The following is a 16638-nucleotide window of genomic DNA, read 5'->3' as shown; positions in this document are numbered from 1 at the left end:
GGGGCCCTCGCTACCCTGGACCGCATGACCCACGCCACCGTCGCCCCCACGGGCGAGACCTTCGCCCTGTCCGATGCCGTCGAGCTCGTGGAGACCGTCCGCAACGGCTTCGTCGAGTCCCGCACGGCGGGCGCCGCCGTCGTGACCGGCCCCGACGGGCGGGTGCTGGCCGCCCTCGGCCCCGCAGACGCGCTGATCTACCCGCGCTCCACGCTGAAGCCGTTCCAGGCCATCGCGTCGCTGCGCCACGGGGCGGCGCTGGAGGGCGAGGCCCTGTCCATCGCGTGCGGCTCGCACCGGGGCACGCTCCGGCACCAGGCGCTGGCCGAGCGCATGCTCGCGGACGCCGGCCTCGACGCGTCCGCCCTGCAGTGCCCGCCGGCCTGGCCCGCGGACACCTCCGAGGTGGTCGCCCAGGTCCGCCGCGACGGCGAGGCCGCCGCCGCCACCCCGCTGGCCTTCAACTGCTCCGGCAAGCACGCCGGCTTCCTCGCGGCCTGCGCGGCGTCCGGGCACGACGTCGCCACGTACCTCGACCCGGCGCACCCGCTGCAGCGCGAGGTGGACGCGGTGATCGCCGAGTACTGCGGCGAGCCGGTGGCCCACACCGGTGTGGACGGCTGTGGCGCCCCGGCCGCCGTCATCTCGCTGGCGGGCCTGGCCCGCGGCATCGGGCGGGTCGCCGCGGCGCCCGGCCGCGCCGACGCGGATCCGCACGCGGCCGCCGTCGCCACGGCGATGCTCGAGCACCCGTGGGCCGTCCACGGGGAGACGAGCTCCAACACCGTGGTGATGCGCGAGCTCGGCCTGCTCGCCAAGGTGGGCGCGGACGGCGTCCTCGTCATGGCCGCGCCGGACGGCACGGCCGTGGCCGTCAAGGCGCTCGACGGCGGCACGCGGGCCGGCGACCTGGTCGCGCTCGCGCTGCTGGCCCGGTTCGCCCCGGACCACGTGGACCGGGCGACGCTGCCGGGCGTGCTGGCCGCCGTCGTGCCCCCGGTGCTCGGCCGGGGCGAGCCGGTCGGCGAGATCCGCCTGGCCGCGCCGGTGCGGGACCTCGTGGGGGACGTCCTGCCGGCCTTCGAGGCGCGGGCGTGACCACCGGCTCCGTCCCGCGCCGCCGGGTGCCTGTCGTCGAGGGCCACGCGGCGCTGCTGGCGTGGGCACGCGCCCACGAGGAGGACCCCGCGGCGGCCGCCGCGCTGCCGCGCCCCACGCGGGCGACGGCGGTGCGCTTCGCGCTCGAGGAGCTGGCGACCCGCGTGCCCGGGAACTCGGTGGAGGTGCGCGTGCCGCCCTTCGGCGTCGCCCAGTGCCTCCCCGGGCCCCGGCACACACGCGGCACCCCGCCCAACGTCGTGGAGATGGACGCCGTGACATGGCTGTCCCTGGCCACGGGGCTGACGACCTGGGAGGACGCGACGGCGGCCGGCGGCGTGCGCGCCTCGGGCGTGCGGGCCGACCTCGGCGCGCACCTGCCGCTCGTGCGGCCGTGAGCGAGGGGTGTCCGGCAGTCCTCTCGGCGACACCGACCGTTCGAACGTCGGCACCGTTCCTCGTCGCAGGATGCAGCTCTGCCGGCCCCACCCCGGACACCGCGGCGACGGCACAGCTCGACCGTACCCGCGGGCAGGTCGTGCTCCCGCTGGAGGAATGCCAGGCCACGGTCGACGAGCTCACCGTCACGCAGCGCGCCGGCCAGAGCGTGCTCCGGGACTGCCTCCACCGCCGCGGGCACCCGGGACTGGCCCCAGCGGCCGACTCGATAGACTGGCGCGCATGACCTCCGCCCCCGAGCCGACCCCCGATCAGCGCGCCTACACCGTCCGTCGCGCCCCGCGGCTGACCGCGGTGCTCGCGGTGGCGCTCGCGCTCGGCCTGCTGATCGCCCTCGTGATCACCACCGCGGTCCATGCCTCCCCCACCCCGCCCGCGGACCCGTACTCCGGCATCCCGCTCTCCTTCTCGGAGACGTTCGGCTTCGCATCGCTGCTGAGCATGCTCGGCACGAGCGTGCTCGGACTGCTCGTGTGGCTGCTGCTGGACCGCCGCTCCCGGTCGACCGCGCGCACCGTGGTCCTCGAGCGCACCGACGACCCGGCCATGGCGGACGTCCGCCTGGACCGCGTGGACGCGGGTGCCCCGCCCGCCCGCGCCACCCCCACCGAAAGGACCCCCGAGCAGTGATCGCACCGCGCACCCGACGAGGCGACGGCCGCCTGACCGCCGCCCTCGACCCCCAGGACCAGGGGCCGCAGGACGAATGCGGCGTGTTCGGCGTGTGGGCGCCGGGAGAGGAGGTCGCGAAGCTGGCCTACTACGGCCTGTACGCCCTCCAGCACCGCGGCCAGGAGTCCGCGGGCATCGCCGTCTCGGACGGCGGGCGCATCGCCGTCTACAAGGACATCGGCCTGGTCTCCCAGGTGTTCGACGAGGCCACCCTGACCGCGCTGAGCGGCCACATCGCCGTCGGCCACTGCCGCTACTCCACCACCGGCGTGAACAAGTGGGCCAACGCCCAGCCCACCCTGGGCGCCACCGCCGACGACGGCACGGTCGCCCTGGCGCACAACGGCAACCTCGTGAACTCCGCGGAGCTGCTGCGCATGGTGCACGCCGCGGACGGCCGCCACACCCACGGTGAGATGAAGCAGGGCAACACCACGGACACCGCTCTGGTCACGGCCCTGCTGCACGGGGCCCCCGGGGACCGCCTCGAGGAGACCGCCCTCGAGCTGCTGCCGAAGATCCGCGGCGCCTACTGCTTCGTGTTCATGGACGAGCACACCCTCTACGCCGCCCGCGACCCGCAGGGTGTGCGCCCGCTCGTGCTCGGCCGCCTCGAGCGGGGCTGGGTGGTGGCCTCCGAGCAGTCGGCCCTCGCCACCGTCGGCGCCTCCTTCATTCGGGAGGTCGAGCCCGGCGAGATGATCGCGATCGACGAGGAGGGCATCCGCTCCACCCGCTTCGCCGAGTCCAAGCCGGCCGGCTGCGTGTTCGAGTACGTCTACCTCGCCCGGCCGGACGCCACGATCGCCGGGCGCTCCGTGTACGAGTCCCGCGTGGAGATGGGCCGCCGCCTCGCGCTCGAGCAGCCGGTCGAGGCCGACGTCGTGATCCCCGTGCCCGAGTCCGGCACGCCCGCCGCCGTGGGCTACGCGGACGCCTCGGGCCTGCCGTTCCGCCAGGGGTTCGTGAAGAACGCGTACGTGGGCCGCACCTTCATCCAGCCGTCCCAGACGCTGCGCCAGCTCGGCATCCGCCTCAAGCTCAACGTCGAGTCCACCGTGGTGGCCGGCAAGCGCGTCGTGGTGGTGGACGACTCGATCGTGCGGGGCAACACCCAGCGCGCCGTCGTGCGGATGCTCAAGGAGGCCGGCGCCGCCGAGGTGCACGTGAAGATCTCCTCCCCGCCCGTGAAGTGGCCCTGCTTCTACGGCATCGACTTCGCCACCCGCGCCGAGCTCATCGCCAACGGCGCCGCGGTGGACCAGATCGCCGCGTCCATCGGCGCCGACTCGCTGGCCTACATCAGCGAGGACGGCATGATCGAGGCCACCGGGCAGCCGCGCGAGCGCCTGTGCACCGCCTGCTTCACCGGCGACTACCCGATCCCGCTGGCCGACGAGGGCGAGCGCGGCAAGGGCCTGCTGGAGCCGGTCGCCGTGTCGCCCGCGTCCACCGTGGTGCTGGACGAGGGCGGCGAGACCACCACCGTGACCGCCACGGGCTGCGAGCCCGGCCCGGACGCCGACGACGAGAAGCTGCTCACCGAGACGGACAGGACCCCGCTGTGACCCCGAACCAGACCCCCTCCTCCGCCGCCCCGATCACCTACGCCTCGGCCGGCGTCGACGTGGAGGCCGGCGACCGCGCCGTCGAGCTGATGAAGGACGCCGTGAAGGCCACCCACACCCCCGAGGTCATGGGCGGCATCGGCGGCTTCGCCGGCATGTGGGACGCCTCCGCGCTGCTGCAGTACCGCAAGCCGCTGCTGACCACGTCCACGGACGGCGTCGGCACCAAGGTGGCGATCGCGCAGGCGATGGACAAGCACGACACCATCGGCCAGGACCTCGTGGGCATGGTCGTGGACGACATCGTGGTGGTCGGTGCCCAGCCCCTGTTCATGACCGACTACATCGCGTGCGGCAAGGTCGTGCCCGAGCGCATCGCGGACATCGTGCGCGGCGTGGCCGAGGGCTGCCGCCTGGCCGACACCGCGCTCGTGGGCGGCGAGACCGCCGAGCACCCGGGCCTGCTGGCCGCAGACGAGTACGACGTGGCGGGCGCGGCCACCGGCGTGGTCGAGGCGGACATGGTCCTGGGCGCGGAGCGGGTGCAGTCCGGCGACGTCGTGATCGGCATGGCCTCCTCCGGCATCCACTCGAACGGCTACTCGCTCGTGCGCCGCGTGGTGAACGCCGCGGGCTGGTCCCTGGACCGCGAGGTCACCGAGCTCGGCTGCACCCTCGGCGAGGAGCTGCTCGTGCCGACCCGCATCTACTCCCGCGCCTGCCTCGACCTGGTGCAGCGCCTCAACGGCCACGAGGGCGGCTCGGACCTGCCGGTGCGCGCGTTCAGCCACGTGACCGGCGGCGGCCTGGCCGCGAACCTGGCGCGCGTGCTCCCGCAGGGCCTCATGGCGACCGTCGAGCGCGACACCTGGTCCCTGCCGCCCGTGTTCCGCCTGGTGGGCGAGCTCGGCCGCGTTCCGCAGTCCGACCTCGAGCGCACCCTCAACCTCGGCGTGGGCATGGTGGCCGTGGTGGACCCGGAGGTGGCCGCGAAGTCGATCTCCGTGCTCGTGGACGCCGGCATCGACGCGTGGGAGATGGGCACCATCGGCGCCCTCACCGACGACGCGGCGGCCGCAGGCCTGGACTTCGTGCAGGGCGCCAAGGGCGTCGACGGCGGCGCCGTGCTGATGCGCGGCCAGTACGCCGCCTGACCCCCCGGGGGCGTTTTCGTTCGGGAAACGGCGGCCTCCGGGGTGTTTTCGTTCGGGAAACGGCGGTTCACGACGCGAACACCCGCCCGCCGAGCCGGGCCCGGTGCGTCTGCACCTCGGCGACGACGCGCCGGAAGTCGTCCCGTGCGTCGTCCACCGTGGCCCAGATCTGCGTCCAGCCCGCGCGCGCCCATCCCTCGTCTCGCCACGAGTCCACCGCGAGCTGTGCCGGGTCGAGGTGGTGACCGCCGTCGTAGTGGACCACCAAGCGCCACTGCCGCCACCCCAGATCCGCGTCCGGTGACCGGGCCCGGCCCGGGTGCAGCACCAGCTGGAGCTCCGGCTCGGGCAGGCCGGCGTGGAGCAGGGCCAGTCGCAGGGCTGTCTCCTGCGGGGAATCCGCGCCCACCCGCACCAGCTCGAGTGCGGCACGGGCGGTGCGCACTCCCTTGAACCGTCCGGCACGCAGGAGCGCGGACCGCAGGGCCGCCGTCGTGGTCCGTGGTGAGCGACGCCCCTCCGGCGACCACGGCCGATGGATGAGGGCGTCCCCGGCCGCCACGACGGGCTCGAGCATGCCTGGACGAAGCAGCGCGGCCAGATCCGCCCAGGATCGCTCCAGGCTCGTCAGGCGGATCCCGTGGAGGGCTGTGACGTCCGCGGCCGGGACGAGGCGGGCATGCGAGGTGATCTCCGGTCGGACGCTCGCCCCGCGCGGGTGCGGCCGGGACACGTGCACCGTGCCGTCCTCCGCCAGGAACGGCGGCAGCGGCACGCGGTGCAGGAGCAGCGCCGTGAGGTGGGAGGCCACTCCCCCGCTCGCCTCCACGATCGCGGCCGTCTCCTCCGGCGCGAAGGGAGCGGGGGCCTCGACGTAGCCGAGATCCGCCCACGAGCCGAGGTGGTCAGACCGGAGCCGATGGACCCCATGCGTCACGCGCCGCACGTCACCGCCGCGGACCAGTCGCTCCGAAACCCCGGCCGCGCGCAGGTCGCCACGGGTGAACGGCCGGCCGGCCTCGGCGATGTCCGATAGGGGCAGGGAAGACGTGACCATGCCCGTGACGATGGCTCAACCCGGCCGACCCCGGCCGCGCGGGAGCACCCACCGTGGACGAGGACGTCGGCGGCGCCGCCTGTGCAGGAGTCGTGCGTGGCCCCGGGCCACCCGGTGTCCACACCCCCGGCGCCCGCCATTTCCCGCACGAAAACGCCCCGGCGTCCGCCGTTTCCCGCACGAAAACGTGGGTGGGGGTCAGAGGCGGGCGTCGAGCCAGGCCAGCGCGTCGGCGACCGGGGCGCGCCAGCGCCAGCGGGCCTTGGCGTCGGCGCGGGTGGGGCCGAGGTTGATCAGCCCCGTCTCATGCCCGGCCCGCTCGGCCCGCAGCACGAACCGGTAGCCGCTCATCACGGCCAGCGAGGTGCCGACGGCGAGCACCGTGCCGCCGTCGTCGGCCATCGCCTCCGCGGCCGCGCGCCGCGCCGCGGGCACGGACTCGCCGAAGTACACGACGTCCGGCTTGAGCTTCACGGAGCCGCACACCCGGCAGCCGACCATCGTGAACTCCTCCACCCAGTGCTGGTCGAGGGAGACGTCCCCGTCGGGGTTCACGGCGTCCGGGTCGATCGCCACGCGCTCGAGGTAGCCCGGATTGGCGGCCTCGAGCCGCAGGTCCAGGTCACGGCGGGACTCGGTGGCCCCGCAGTTCAGGCAGGCCACGCGCGCCAGGTCCCCGTGGAGCTCGATCAGCCGGTCCTCCGGCATCCCCGCCGCGCGTCCGGCCTCGGCGTGCAGCCCGTCCACGTTCTGGGTCAGGACGCCGGCGATCCGCCCTTCGGCCGCCCAGCGCGCGAGGATGCGGTGCGCCTCGTTCGGCCGGGCCTGGTCCATGCGACGCCAGCCCACGAACGAGCGTGCCCAGTAGCGGTGGCGGGCGGCCGGGTCGTCCCGGAACTCCTGGTACGTCATCGGCCGGTGGCGGTGCAGGGACCCGTTCGGCCCCCGGTAGTCCGGGATGCCGGAGTCGGTGGACACGCCGGCCCCGGTGATCACGAGCGGGCGGGACTCCTCCATCAGACGCAGCAGACCCCGAGACGCCGTCTCGGGGTCCTGCAGCGGTGCTGTCTCATCCACCACCCTGGCGATCGACCGCAGGGCGGCCTGATGCCCGTCCAGGGCCGGATGCCGTGCGGGCGTCATCGCGCCCGCGCGTCGTCGTCCTCGTCCTCCGCGTAGAGGTCCGCGTACGGATCCTCGTACTCGGGCTCCTGGTCCTGCTCCGGGCCGCGCGTGCGTCCGCCCGTGAGCTCTCGCTCCAGTGCCGAGAGGTCTGTTCCGGGAGAGAAGTACTTCATCTCCCGTGCCTGCTTCGTGGCCTTCGCCTTCTGACGGCCGCGCCCCATGAGCGTGACCCCCTTCGCATCTCTCGCCGCCTCGGATCTGTGGCGCACAGGGGCCCGCCGAGGTCTTCACTGGTCAATATGGTTCGTGCGGACAAGGATACATGACCCGCCGGACGGCCTGTGGACGACGACGACCGGCCCGGTCCGGCGGGGCGTGCAGTGGCGCCGGGTGCGGCGCGGGCGGCCGCGACACGCGCGGCATCCGGCTGGACGGGCGTGACACGCACCCTGTACGGACGCTGGACGAGCGGCTAGGTTGCGTACGTCACATCCGCCCCGACGATGAGGATGCCCATGCGCCGCACCCCCACCCTGCTGGCCGCCGCCACCCTGGCCGCCACGCTCGCCGCCGCCCCCGTCTCGATCGCCGCCCCGTCCTCCCCGGCCGCCCCGGCGAAGGCCACCGCAGCCACCGCGCAGACCGCCGACCGGGGCCTGGGCCCCGGCCAGAACCGTGCCGGCGGCAACCCGAACTCACCGGAGAAGCTGGTCCGATCCATCTCCTCGGACCACCTCCGCCAGGACATCGAGGCGTTCGCGGCCATCGCGGACGAGCACGGCAACCGCGCCGCGGGCACGCCGGGCTTCCAGGCCTCGCTCGACTACGCCGTGGGCGAGCTCGAGGAGGCCGGCTACGACGTCGAGCTCCAGGAGTTCGAGATCACCTACACCGAGACCCTGCGGGACCGGCTTCAGCAAACCGGACCCGTCCAGCGCGACCTCGAGCACACCGTCTTCACGTCCTCGCCGTCAGCGCAGGTCGCCGACGCCCCGCTCGCCGCCCCCGCCGGCGCCGCCACCGGCTGCGCCGACGCGGACTGGGCCGACGCGGACCTGACCGGCAGCGTCGCCCTGGTCTCCCGGGGCGACTGCACCTTCGCCCAGAAGTCCCAGGTCGCGGCCGCCTCCGGTGCCGAGGCCGTCATCATCTACAACAACGCCGAGGGCGCGCTGAACGGCACCCTGGGCGCCGCGCCGGGCGACGTCGTCGGGACCGTGGGCGTGACCCGCGAGCTGGGCGCCGATCTGCTGGCCCAGACCCGCGCCGGCGGCGCCACCGTCACCCTGGACCTCGAGCAGCTCGTGGAGCAGCGGCCCACCTGGAACGTGCTGGCGGAGACGCGCACGGGCAGCGACGACGACGTCGTGATGCTCGGCGCCCACCTGGACGGCGTGCCGGAGGGCCCGGGCATCCACGACAACGCCTCGGGCGTCGCGGCGACCCTCGAGGTCGCGCGCCAGGCCGCCAAGGCCAACAAGGCCGAGAGCAAGGTCCGCTTCGCCCTGTGGGGCGCCGAGGAGATCGGCCTGCTGGGCTCGCACCACTACGTGGACACCCTGACCGCCGCGGAGCGTGAGGACATCATCCTCTACACCAACCTGGACATGGTGGCCTCGCTGGACCACCAGAACACGCTCGGCGTGCTCACGGCCGACTGGTCGATCGGTGCTGAGTCCCTGCTCGGCGCGCAGCTCGACCGCGACGGCCACACGCACCAGCCCGAGGGCAGCAACGGCCGCTCGGACTACGCGCCGTTCGTGGACGCGGGCATCGCCTCGACGGGCCTGCTCTCGATCCGCGACGACAACTACCACACGCCCCAGGACGACATCGACAACGTCTCCATCACCACGCTGACCCACACGGCCCGCGCGGTGGCGAACCTGATCGGCACCCTCCAGCAGGACGCCGACGCCCTCGGCACCCGCTGACCCGAGGCGTCCGCCCGTCTCGCAGATGCCGTCGGGGGCGGTTTCGGGTGGTATCCAGGCCGGATGCCACCCGAAACCGCCCCCGACGCGCCAGAGGGAGGAGGAACACGGTCCGTCGGTCCCGGCGTCAGCCCTTCCGGGTCACGGTGAGGCCGTTCTCGCCCTCGACACGGTCCACGACCACGGTGTCCCCGTCCGCGATCTCCCCGGCGAGGATGCCGCGGGCCAGGCGGTCGCCGATCTCGCGCTGCACCAGGCGGCGCAGGGGCCGGGCGCCGTAGGCCGGGTCGAACCCGGTCGCGGCGAGCCACGCCTTGGCGGCGTCGGACACCTCGAGGGTGAGGCGGCGGTCCGTCAGGCGCGCCTGCAGGGACTCGACCTGCAGGTCCACGATCCGCGTCAGCTCGGCCACGGTGAGCGCGTCGAACTGCACGATCTCGTCCAGGCGGTTGAGGAACTCGGGCTTGAACGCCCCGCGCACCACGGACATCACGGACTCGCGCTTGGCGGCCTCGTCCAGGGTCGGGTCCACGAGGAACTGCGAGCCCAGGTTCGAGGTGAGGATCAGGATCACGTTGCGGAAGTCCACGGTGCGGCCCTGGCCGTCGGTGAGGCGGCCGTCGTCGAGCACCTGGAGCAGGATGTCGAAGACCTCGGGGTGGGCCTTCTCCACCTCGTCCAGCAGCACCACCGAGTACGGGCGACGCCGCACGGCCTCCGTGAGCTGGCCGCCCTCGTCGTAGCCGACGTAGCCCGGAGGGGCGCCGACCAGGCGGGAGACGGAGTGCTTCTCCGCGTACTCGGACATGTCGATCCGCACCATGGCGCGCTCGTCGTCGAAGAGGAACTCCGCGAGCGCCTTGGCCAGCTCGGTCTTGCCCACGCCCGTGGGGCCCAGGAACAGGAACGAGCCCGTGGGCCGGTTCGGGTCCGCGATGCCGGCCCGCGAGCGGCGCACCGCGTCCGCGACGGCGACGACGGCGTCCCGCTGCCCGATCAGCCGCTCGCCGAGGTGCTCCTCCATGGTGAGCAGCTTCTCGGACTCGGCGGTGAGCATGCGCCCGGCGGGGATGCCGGTCCAGGCGGAGACCACCTCGGCGATGTCGTCCGCCGTGACCTCCTCGGAGACCATCGGCTCGGTGGCCGAGCGGTCGGCCTCGCGGGCGGCGCGGTCCGCCTCCTCGAGCTGCTTCTCCAGCGCGGGGATCTCGCCGTACAGCAGGCGGGAGGCCTCGGCGAGGTCGCCGTCGCGTTGGGCCTTCTCGGCGAGCGAACGCAGCTCGTCCACCTTGGCGCGCAGGTCGCCGGCCTGGTTGAGGGTGGCCTTCTCCGCGTCCCAGCGGGCGGTGAGGGCGGTGAGCTCCTCCTCGCGGTCCGCCTTCTCCGCGCGCAGGGCGTCGAGCCGCTCGATGGACGCGGGGTCCGTCTCGCCTTCGAGGGCGAGCTCCTCCATGGTCAGGCGGTCCACCTGGCGGCGCAGGACGTCGATCTCCTCCGGGGCGGAGTCGATCTCCATGCGCAGGCGTGAGGCGGCCTCGTCCACGAGGTCGATGGCCTTGTCCGGCAGCTGGCGGCCGGTGATGTACCGGTGGGACAGCGTGGCCGCGGCCACGAGCGCGGAGTCGGCGATGGCCACCTTGTGGTGGGCCTCGTAGCGCTCCTTGAGCCCGCGCAGGATGGCGATCGTGTCGTCCACGCTGGGCTCGCCCACGAAGACCTGCTGGAAGCGGCGCTCCAGGGCGGGGTCCTTCTCGATGTTCTCGCGGTACTCGTCCAAGGTGGTCGCGCCGATCAGGCGCAGCTCGCCGCGGGCCAGCATGGGCTTGAGCATGTTGCCGGCGTCCATGGCGCCCTCGGACGCGCCCGCGCCCACGACGGTGTGGATCTCGTCGATGAACGTGACGACCTGCCCCTCGGCGGCCTTGATCTCCTCGAGGACGGCCTTCAGGCGCTCCTCGAACTCGCCGCGGTACTTGGCGCCGGCGACCATGGCGCCCAGGTCCAGGCTGATCAGCGTCTTGCCGCGCAGGGACTCGGGGACGTCCCCGGCCACCATCCGCTGGGCCAGGCCCTCGACGACGGCGGTCTTGCCGACGCCGGGCTCGCCGATGAGCACGGGGTTGTTCTTGGTGCGGCGCGAGAGCACCTGCACCACACGGCGGATCTCGGCGTCGCGGCCGATCACCGGGTCGAGCTTGCCGGAGCGGGCGATCTCGGTGAGGTCCGTGCCGTACTTCTCCAGGGACTGGAAGGTGGTCTCCGGGTCCTGGGTGGTGACGCGGGAGTCGCCGCGCACCAGGGTCAGGGCGGCGGCGAGCGCCTCGAGGCTCGCCCCGTTCGAGCGCAGTGCCTCACCGGCCTCGCCGGAGTCCGCTGCCACGCCGAGCAGCAGGTGCTCGGTGGAGACGAACTCGTCCGAGCGCTGCTCGGCCTGGGTGCGCGCGTTCTGCACGACCTGCAGGGCGGCGCGCGAGAACTGGGGCTGGGCCACCGTGCTGCCCTGGGTGGAGGGCAGGCGTCGGATGGCCGAGGAGGCCGCCGTGGAGACGGCGTCGGGGTCGGCCCCGGCGGCCTTCAGGACGGCCACGGCGACGGACTCCCGCTGGTCCATCAGGGCCTTCAGCAGGTGGGCCGGCTCGACCTGGGGGTTGCCGGCGGTGGAGGCGTTCATGGCCGCAGCCGAGAGCGCCTCCTGGCTCTTGGTGGTGAACTTGGCATCCATGGACTATTGGCTCCTTCTCTCCCGTGTCCCGGGGTGTCGGACAACCGTCGACCGCGGGCCGTTCCCGCCGCAGACGAAGTTGAGTCTATATAGCTCAACCCTCCACGCACCAGGGCTATTCCCCCTCGCGCCGGTACGTTGGTGCCATGGCCGGCTCCACAGCGGCGCCCCGGCGCCTCCGCACGTACACCCGACCGCGGGTGTCCCTGCTGTACGTCCTGCGCCGCACCCTGCACCGGCTCTTCGAGCTGCAGGTCTGGGATGTGGCCGCCGCCATGACCTTCTTCGGGGCGCTGTCCCTGCTGCCCACCGTCATCGCCCTGCTCTCCGTGGTCTCGCTGCTGGGCGTCGAGGAGGAGACCGTGGACGCCGCGGCCCACCTGGCCGCCGAGATCTGGCCGTCGCTGACGCCCGACGTCGTCCGCGAATGGATCCTGACCCTCGGCTCGGCCGGGCCCGGCACCGGCGCCGTCGTCCTCGGGGCCGTCGGCACCGTGGTGTCCGCTTCGGGCGCCGTCGGCGCGTTCCACCGGGCCATGCACCGCATCCACGACACCCGCGAGGGCCGGCCCTTCCTCCACTTCCGCCTCGTGGTCTTCGTCGAGACGCTCGCCCTCATGCTCGGCGCCGTGCTGATCACGATCCTGGTGGTCGTCGGCGGCGACCTCTCCCTGCGCCTCGGCCAGGCCGTCGGCCTGCCGGAGGAGACGGTCCAGACGTGGAACGTGGTGAAGTGGCCGGTCATCCTCGTGGTGATCGCCCTGATCGTGACCCTCGCCTACCGCCTGGGGCCCAACGTCCGGCAGCCCCGCTACCGCCCGCTCTCGCTCGGCGCCGTGGCCGTGGTGGTCCTGCTCTTCGGCGCCACCGTGGCCCTGGGCTGGATCACGGACCGGTTCGGCCAGTTCGCCGTGGTCGGGCGGATCAACTCCGCGATCGGCGTGCTCGCCCTCGCGTGGGTGGCGTGCATCGTGCTGCTGGCCGGGGCCGCCTTCGACGCGGAGGTGCTGCGTGCCCGCCAGCTGGCCGTCGGCATCGACGCCTCCGTCGAGATCCAGCTGGCGACGCGGCACACCGCGGTGCTCGAGGCCTCCGAACGGTACGAGGCCCGCAACCGCCGCCTGGCCCGGCTCGTGGCCGACGCCGTGCGCGCCGGCGAGGACCTCACGATCGAGGCCACACCCCTGCTCTCCGAGGAGGGGCGCCTCCTCGCGGTCGAGTCGGGGCGGCGGGACCCGGAGGACGTCAGCTCGGGCAGCCCGTTCCACGCGGACCCGGTGTCCGACGATGGCGCCCGCCTCGAGCCGACGTCCCGGCCCGACGACTGACAGGTCAGCGCTCCCGGGCCTCGAACGCCTCGACCTGGGCACGCAGCGTCTCGGCCGCGATCTCCTCGTCGAGGCCCACCATGCCGAGGTACACGAGCTCGTCCCCGTCCGTGACGCCGCCGACGGTCATGGTGAACAGGGCCGTGTCCATGCCCGAGTTCCCCAGAGCGATGTGGACCGCGTCCGGCACGCCGGGCACCTTCGTGAAGGCCGCCTGGACGCCGTCCGGGTCGCCGAACGTGCCGCACGTGTCGGCCAGCTTGCCGAAGGGCGCCAGCAGATCGGTGCCGTCGTCGGTGACCGCGACCATGCCGAACGCCCCGGCCTGGGAACCGGCCAGGCCGGTGACGGCGGCCGGGTCCACCTCGTACTGGGCCAGCGCACCGCCGAGCCCGGGCGCCTGCTGCGTGTTGATCTGCTCGATGAGGTCCGCGCAGGCGCCCGTGGGGGTGACGCCCGTCAGGCTCAGGCTGGTGCTGATCGGCTCGCCGCCGCCGGCCTGGGTCTCCATGCCCGTGAACACGCCGCCGGGCGCGGTCTCCGGGGTGAGCAGGACGTCCTCGAGCGCCTCCACGCGCTCCTCCTGCTCGTCCGTGAGGTCCGAGCCGGCCCCCGTCGGGGCGGACTCGGACGCGTCGGCCGAGGAGGACGAGGCCTCGCCGCCTCCCCCGCCGCAGCCGACGAGCGCGAGGGCGCCCACGGCGAGCAGGGACAGGGCGACGGCGGGGCGAGCGGGGGCGGCGGGGCGGAGCATGAGAGACCTCTCAGACCGGGTGACGACGATGTGACCAGCCTGACAATCCCCACAGCGCAGGGCCAGCTTTCGCCTGCGGAGGCGGGTCGCGGCAGGGCCACCGGTCGATCGGCTCGCTCCGCGGCGACGAGCCGTCTCCCGGCGCCCGCGACGGGCCCGACGCACTACGATGACCACCAATCACGGCGGAACACGTCACTCTGCCGGCTCCCTCCGACCCGCCCCCTCCCGACGGCGACACAGAAGGCCCTCCATGACCCGCATCCACTCCCGCCTCCTCGGCACCGTGGGGCTCACCGCGTCGGCGGCGCTGCTCACCGGCTGCGCCGTCCTCGGCGGCGACGCCGGATCCGCCGGCATCGTGTCCGACGACGACCTGAGCACCTCGTACGGCCTCGTCCAGCCCGGCGTCCTGACGGTCTGTTCCGACGTCCCCTACCCGCCCTTCGAGTTCGAGGAGAACGGTGAGCTGACCGGCTACGACATCCAGCTGGTCGAGGCGGTGGCGGAGAAGCTGGGCCTCGGGGTGAACGTGATCGACTCCTCCTTCGAGGCCATCGAGTCGGGTGCCTCGCTCACCGGCTGCGACGTGAACGCCTCGTCGATCTCCATCACCGAGGCCCGTCAGCGCGTCATGGCCTTCACCCTCCCCTACCTCGACGACGACCTCGTCCTGGTCGCGAAGAAGGGCTCCGGCATCACCGACGTCGACTCCGCGAAGGGCCGCCGGATCGGCGTGCAGGCCGCGACCACCGGCGACGAATACGCCCAGCAGAACGGCCTGAGCCCCGTGCAGTTCGAGGACGGCGGCATGCAGGTCCAGGCCCTGCAGGCCGGCACCGTGGACGCCGCCCTGGGCAACCAGTCCGTGTTGCTCTACTCCCTCAAGGACGACGATCGCTTCGAGGTGGTCGAGTCGCTGCCCACGGGCGAGCAGCTCGGCATGGCGGTCGGCCCGCAGAAGGCGCAGCTCGGCTCCGCCGTGAACCGCGCGCTGCAGGAGCTGCGCAACGACGGCACCGTGGCCGAGCTCCAGGAGCGCTGGTTCGGTCAGGCACAGGAGGACTACCGATGAGCACGCAGGCCCCCGTCTCGCCGGCACCGGCCATGAAGCCCGGCCGCGCGCGCCGCCGTCGTCGGCTGTCCCTGATCATCCAGGCAGCCGTCTTCGTCCTCGCCCTCGTCGTCCTGGCCGTCCTCATCGACTGGGGCACGCTCACCGAGAACGTCCTGAACTTCCCCGCCGTGGCCCCGATGTTCCCCAACGTGATCCTCGTGGGCCTGGGCAACACGCTGTTCTACACGGTCACCTCGTTCGTCGTCGGCCTCCTGGGCGGCATCGTGCTCGCGCTCATGCGCCTGAGCTCGTTCGGCCCGTACCGGTGGCTGGCCACCGCCTACGTCGAGTTCTTCCGCGGCGTCCCCGCGCTGCTGGTGTTCCTCGCCTTCGGCTACGGGGTGCCCTTCGCGTTCGGGGTGTCCTGGCCGATCCCCGTCGTCGTGATGGTGGCCCTGGGCATGGTCTCGGCCGCGTACATCGCCGAGACCCTGCGCGCCGGCCTGCAGGCCGTGCCCCGCGGCCAGATGGAGGCGGCCCGGTCCCTCGGCATGCCGACGTGGCGGGCCATGGTCACCATCGTGATCCCCCAGGCGTTCCGCATCGTGCTGCCGCCGCTCACCAATGAGGTCATCCTCCTGACCAAGGACTCCTCGCTGGTCTACGTGCTCGGCCTGGCCGCGCACGAGTACGAGCTCACCAAGTTCGGTCGCGACGGCATCTCCGCCCTCGACGCCGGCATGACGCCGATCCTTGTGGCCGGCCTGTTCTACCTCGTGATCACCGTGCCGCTGTCCCTGCTGGCCCGCCGGTTCGAGACCCGTTCGACCAAGAAGGGGCACTGAGATGGCCCAGCAGAACCCCATCACCGGATCCTTCGGCGCGGTGGCCGCCGCGGACGCCGCCGGCGTGCACGTGGCCGGCCTCAACAAGTCCTTCGGCGCCAACCACGTGCTGCGCGGCATCGACCTCGACGTCGCCCCCGGCGAGGTCGTGTGCCTGATCGGCCCGTCCGGCTCGGGCAAGTCCACCCTCCTGCGCTGCGTGAACCTGCTGGAGAAGCCCGACTCGGGCGTCGTCACGGTCGGTGAGTTCACGGTCACGGACGAGGACGTGGACCTGGACGTGCTGCGCCGCCACGTGGGCATGGTGTTCCAGCAGTTCAACCTGTTCCCGCACCTGTCCGTGCTGGAGAACTGCACCGTGGCCCAGCTCAAGGTGCTCAAGCGGGGCAAGGCCGAGGCGGTGGACATCGCCCGCCGGCAGCTGGCCCGCGTGGGCCTGGCCGAGCTCGAGGACCGCTACCCGGACCAGCTCTCCGGCGGTCAGCAGCAGCGCGTGGCGATCGCCCGTGCACTGGCCATGGACCCGCAGCTGATGCTCTTCGACGAGCCCACCTCGGCCCTCGACCCCGAGACCGTCGGCGACGTCCTGGCGATCATGCGTCAGCTGGCCCGCGACGGCATGACCATGCTCGTGGTCACCCACGAGATGGGCTTCGCCCGTGAGGTGGCCGACCGGGTCGTGTTCATGGACGGCGGCGTCGTGGTGGAGGCCGGCCCGGCCGCCGCGGTGATCTCCGATCCCCAGCAGCCGCGCACCCAGGACTTCCTGCGCCGCGTGCTGCACCCCACCGAGATCGACCTCTGAGCCTGCCCGCCCGCCGTGCCCCGGCGGGCGGGCACATGCGTGAGGGGCCCCGCTCGGACC

The 16638-nt window shown here is 73.3% G+C and carries 15 protein-coding genes; 10 read left to right on the top strand and 5 right to left on the bottom strand.

Translation table 11 applies throughout. From position 1 onward, the window contains the following. Window positions 1-24: 24 nt before the first annotated feature. From HDA34_RS09160 to purM, 5 genes are all read left to right on the top strand, one after another. On the top strand, window positions 25-1098 hold the full coding sequence (locus HDA34_RS09160) for an asparaginase (protein WP_036314255.1): 1074 nt from the start codon (window positions 25-27) through the stop codon (window positions 1096-1098). Further along, complete coding sequence (locus HDA34_RS09155; protein WP_036314253.1) at window positions 1095-1496, top strand: sterol carrier family protein; 402 nt, start codon at window positions 1095-1097, stop codon at window positions 1494-1496. Before HDA34_RS09160 ends, HDA34_RS09155 begins: the two co-directional genes overlap by 4 nt. A gap of 283 nt (window positions 1497-1779) precedes the next feature. Next, window positions 1780-2187 carry a hypothetical protein gene (locus HDA34_RS09150; RefSeq protein WP_036314251.1) on the top strand — a complete coding sequence of 136 codons (408 nt, stop codon included), beginning with the start codon at window positions 1780-1782 and terminating at the stop codon, window positions 2185-2187. Then, window positions 2184-3797 (top strand): amidophosphoribosyltransferase, encoded by a 1614-nt coding sequence (purF, locus tag HDA34_RS09145; protein WP_036339306.1) that lies wholly within the window; start codon window positions 2184-2186, stop codon window positions 3795-3797. The genes HDA34_RS09150 and purF overlap by 4 nt, the downstream gene beginning before the upstream one ends. Continuing rightward, the gene (gene purM, locus HDA34_RS09140) at window positions 3794-4951 is read left to right on the top strand and encodes a phosphoribosylformylglycinamidine cyclo-ligase (protein WP_036314247.1); all 1158 of its coding nucleotides are present in this window, start codon (window positions 3794-3796) and stop codon (window positions 4949-4951) included. Before purF ends, purM begins: the two co-directional genes overlap by 4 nt. A 67-nt stretch (window positions 4952-5018) precedes the next feature. Here the strand turns inward: purM and HDA34_RS09135 are convergent, their stop codons facing one another. From HDA34_RS09135 to HDA34_RS09125, 3 genes are all read right to left on the bottom strand, one after another. After that, on the bottom strand, window positions 5019-6008 hold the full coding sequence (locus HDA34_RS09135; RefSeq protein WP_073116715.1) for a hypothetical protein: 990 nt from the start codon (window positions 6006-6008) through the stop codon (window positions 5019-5021). A 198-nt stretch (window positions 6009-6206) separates the two neighbouring features. After that, complete coding sequence (locus HDA34_RS09130) at window positions 6207-7151, bottom strand: Sir2 family NAD-dependent protein deacetylase (protein WP_044658859.1); 945 nt, start codon at window positions 7149-7151, stop codon at window positions 6207-6209. Next, complete coding sequence (locus HDA34_RS09125; RefSeq protein ID WP_036314242.1) at window positions 7148-7354, bottom strand: DUF3073 domain-containing protein; 207 nt, start codon at window positions 7352-7354, stop codon at window positions 7148-7150. The genes HDA34_RS09130 and HDA34_RS09125 overlap by 4 nt, the downstream gene beginning before the upstream one ends. Window positions 7355-7648: 294 nt before the next feature. On the opposite strand from HDA34_RS09125, the gene HDA34_RS09120 reads away from it, so the two are divergent. Further along, window positions 7649-9067 carry a M20/M25/M40 family metallo-hydrolase gene (locus tag HDA34_RS09120; RefSeq protein WP_233437081.1) on the top strand — a complete coding sequence of 473 codons (1419 nt, stop codon included), beginning with the start codon at window positions 7649-7651 and terminating at the stop codon, window positions 9065-9067. 127 nt (window positions 9068-9194) lie between these two features. On the opposite strand, the gene clpB is transcribed toward HDA34_RS09120, so the two are convergent. After that, window positions 9195-11789 carry an ATP-dependent chaperone ClpB gene (clpB, locus tag HDA34_RS09115; protein ID WP_070709419.1) on the bottom strand — a complete coding sequence of 865 codons (2595 nt, stop codon included), beginning with the start codon at window positions 11787-11789 and terminating at the stop codon, window positions 9195-9197. A gap of 146 nt (window positions 11790-11935) precedes the next feature. On the opposite strand from clpB, the gene HDA34_RS09110 reads away from it, so the two are divergent. Further along, window positions 11936-13117 (top strand): YihY/virulence factor BrkB family protein, encoded by a 1182-nt coding sequence (locus HDA34_RS09110; protein WP_036314237.1) that lies wholly within the window; start codon window positions 11936-11938, stop codon window positions 13115-13117. Window positions 13118-13121: 4 nt separating this feature from the next. On the opposite strand, the gene HDA34_RS09105 is transcribed toward HDA34_RS09110, so the two are convergent. Further along, window positions 13122-13871 (bottom strand): hypothetical protein, encoded by a 750-nt coding sequence (locus HDA34_RS09105; RefSeq protein ID WP_230282047.1) that lies wholly within the window; start codon window positions 13869-13871, stop codon window positions 13122-13124. Window positions 13872-14124: 253 nt separating this feature from the next. Here HDA34_RS09105 and HDA34_RS09100 point away from each other — a divergent pair, with 253 nt between their 5' ends. From HDA34_RS09100 to HDA34_RS09090, 3 genes are read left to right on the top strand one after another with little or no spacing between them, the layout of a single operon-like run. Then, entirely contained in the window at window positions 14125-14946 is an 822-nt protein-coding gene (locus tag HDA34_RS09100; protein WP_036314235.1) for an ABC transporter substrate-binding protein, read from the top strand. After that, window positions 14943-15773 (top strand): amino acid ABC transporter permease, encoded by an 831-nt coding sequence (locus HDA34_RS09095; protein ID WP_049148022.1) that lies wholly within the window; start codon window positions 14943-14945, stop codon window positions 15771-15773. Before HDA34_RS09100 ends, HDA34_RS09095 begins: the two co-directional genes overlap by 4 nt. A 1-nt stretch (window position 15774) precedes the next feature. Beyond that, complete coding sequence (locus HDA34_RS09090) at window positions 15775-16578, top strand: amino acid ABC transporter ATP-binding protein (protein WP_049148021.1); 804 nt, start codon at window positions 15775-15777, stop codon at window positions 16576-16578. The last annotated feature ends 60 nt before the right edge of the window (window positions 16579-16638 follow it).

The organism is Micrococcus luteus, from assembly GCF_014138885.1.
Classification (GTDB): Bacteria; Actinomycetota; Actinomycetes; order Actinomycetales; family Micrococcaceae; genus Micrococcus; species Micrococcus luteus.
Note: the sequence above shows the minus strand (reverse complement) of the source record. Positions and strands in the feature narration are given on the sequence as shown.

Bases quoted from the DNA above. Each gene is read 5' to 3' on its own strand.
- HDA34_RS09130 (WP_044658859.1), bottom strand. From the start codon at position 7,151: ATGACGCCCGCACGGCATCCGGCCCTGGACGGGCATCAGGCCGCCCTG.
- HDA34_RS09105 (WP_230282047.1), bottom strand. From the start codon at position 13,871: ATGCTCCGCCCCGCCGCCCCCGCTCGCCCCGCCGTCGCCCTGTCCCTG.
- HDA34_RS09110 (WP_036314237.1), top strand. From the start codon at position 11,936: ATGGCCGGCTCCACAGCGGCGCCCCGGCGCCTCCGCACGTACACCCGA.
- HDA34_RS09120 (WP_233437081.1), top strand. From the start codon at position 7,649: ATGCGCCGCACCCCCACCCTGCTGGCCGCCGCCACCCTGGCCGCCACG.
- clpB (WP_070709419.1), bottom strand. From the start codon at position 11,789: ATGGATGCCAAGTTCACCACCAAGAGCCAGGAGGCGCTCTCGGCTGCG.
- HDA34_RS09135 (WP_073116715.1), bottom strand. From the start codon at position 6,008: ATGGTCACGTCTTCCCTGCCCCTATCGGACATCGCCGAGGCCGGCCGG.
- HDA34_RS09095 (WP_049148022.1), top strand. From the start codon at position 14,943: ATGAGCACGCAGGCCCCCGTCTCGCCGGCACCGGCCATGAAGCCCGGC.
- HDA34_RS09125 (WP_036314242.1), bottom strand. From the start codon at position 7,354: ATGGGGCGCGGCCGTCAGAAGGCGAAGGCCACGAAGCAGGCACGGGAG.
- HDA34_RS09090 (WP_049148021.1), top strand. From the start codon at position 15,775: ATGGCCCAGCAGAACCCCATCACCGGATCCTTCGGCGCGGTGGCCGCC.
- HDA34_RS09100 (WP_036314235.1), top strand. From the start codon at position 14,125: ATGACCCGCATCCACTCCCGCCTCCTCGGCACCGTGGGGCTCACCGCG.
- HDA34_RS09150 (WP_036314251.1), top strand. From the start codon at position 1,780: ATGACCTCCGCCCCCGAGCCGACCCCCGATCAGCGCGCCTACACCGTC.
- HDA34_RS09160 (WP_036314255.1), top strand. From the start codon at position 25: ATGACCCACGCCACCGTCGCCCCCACGGGCGAGACCTTCGCCCTGTCC.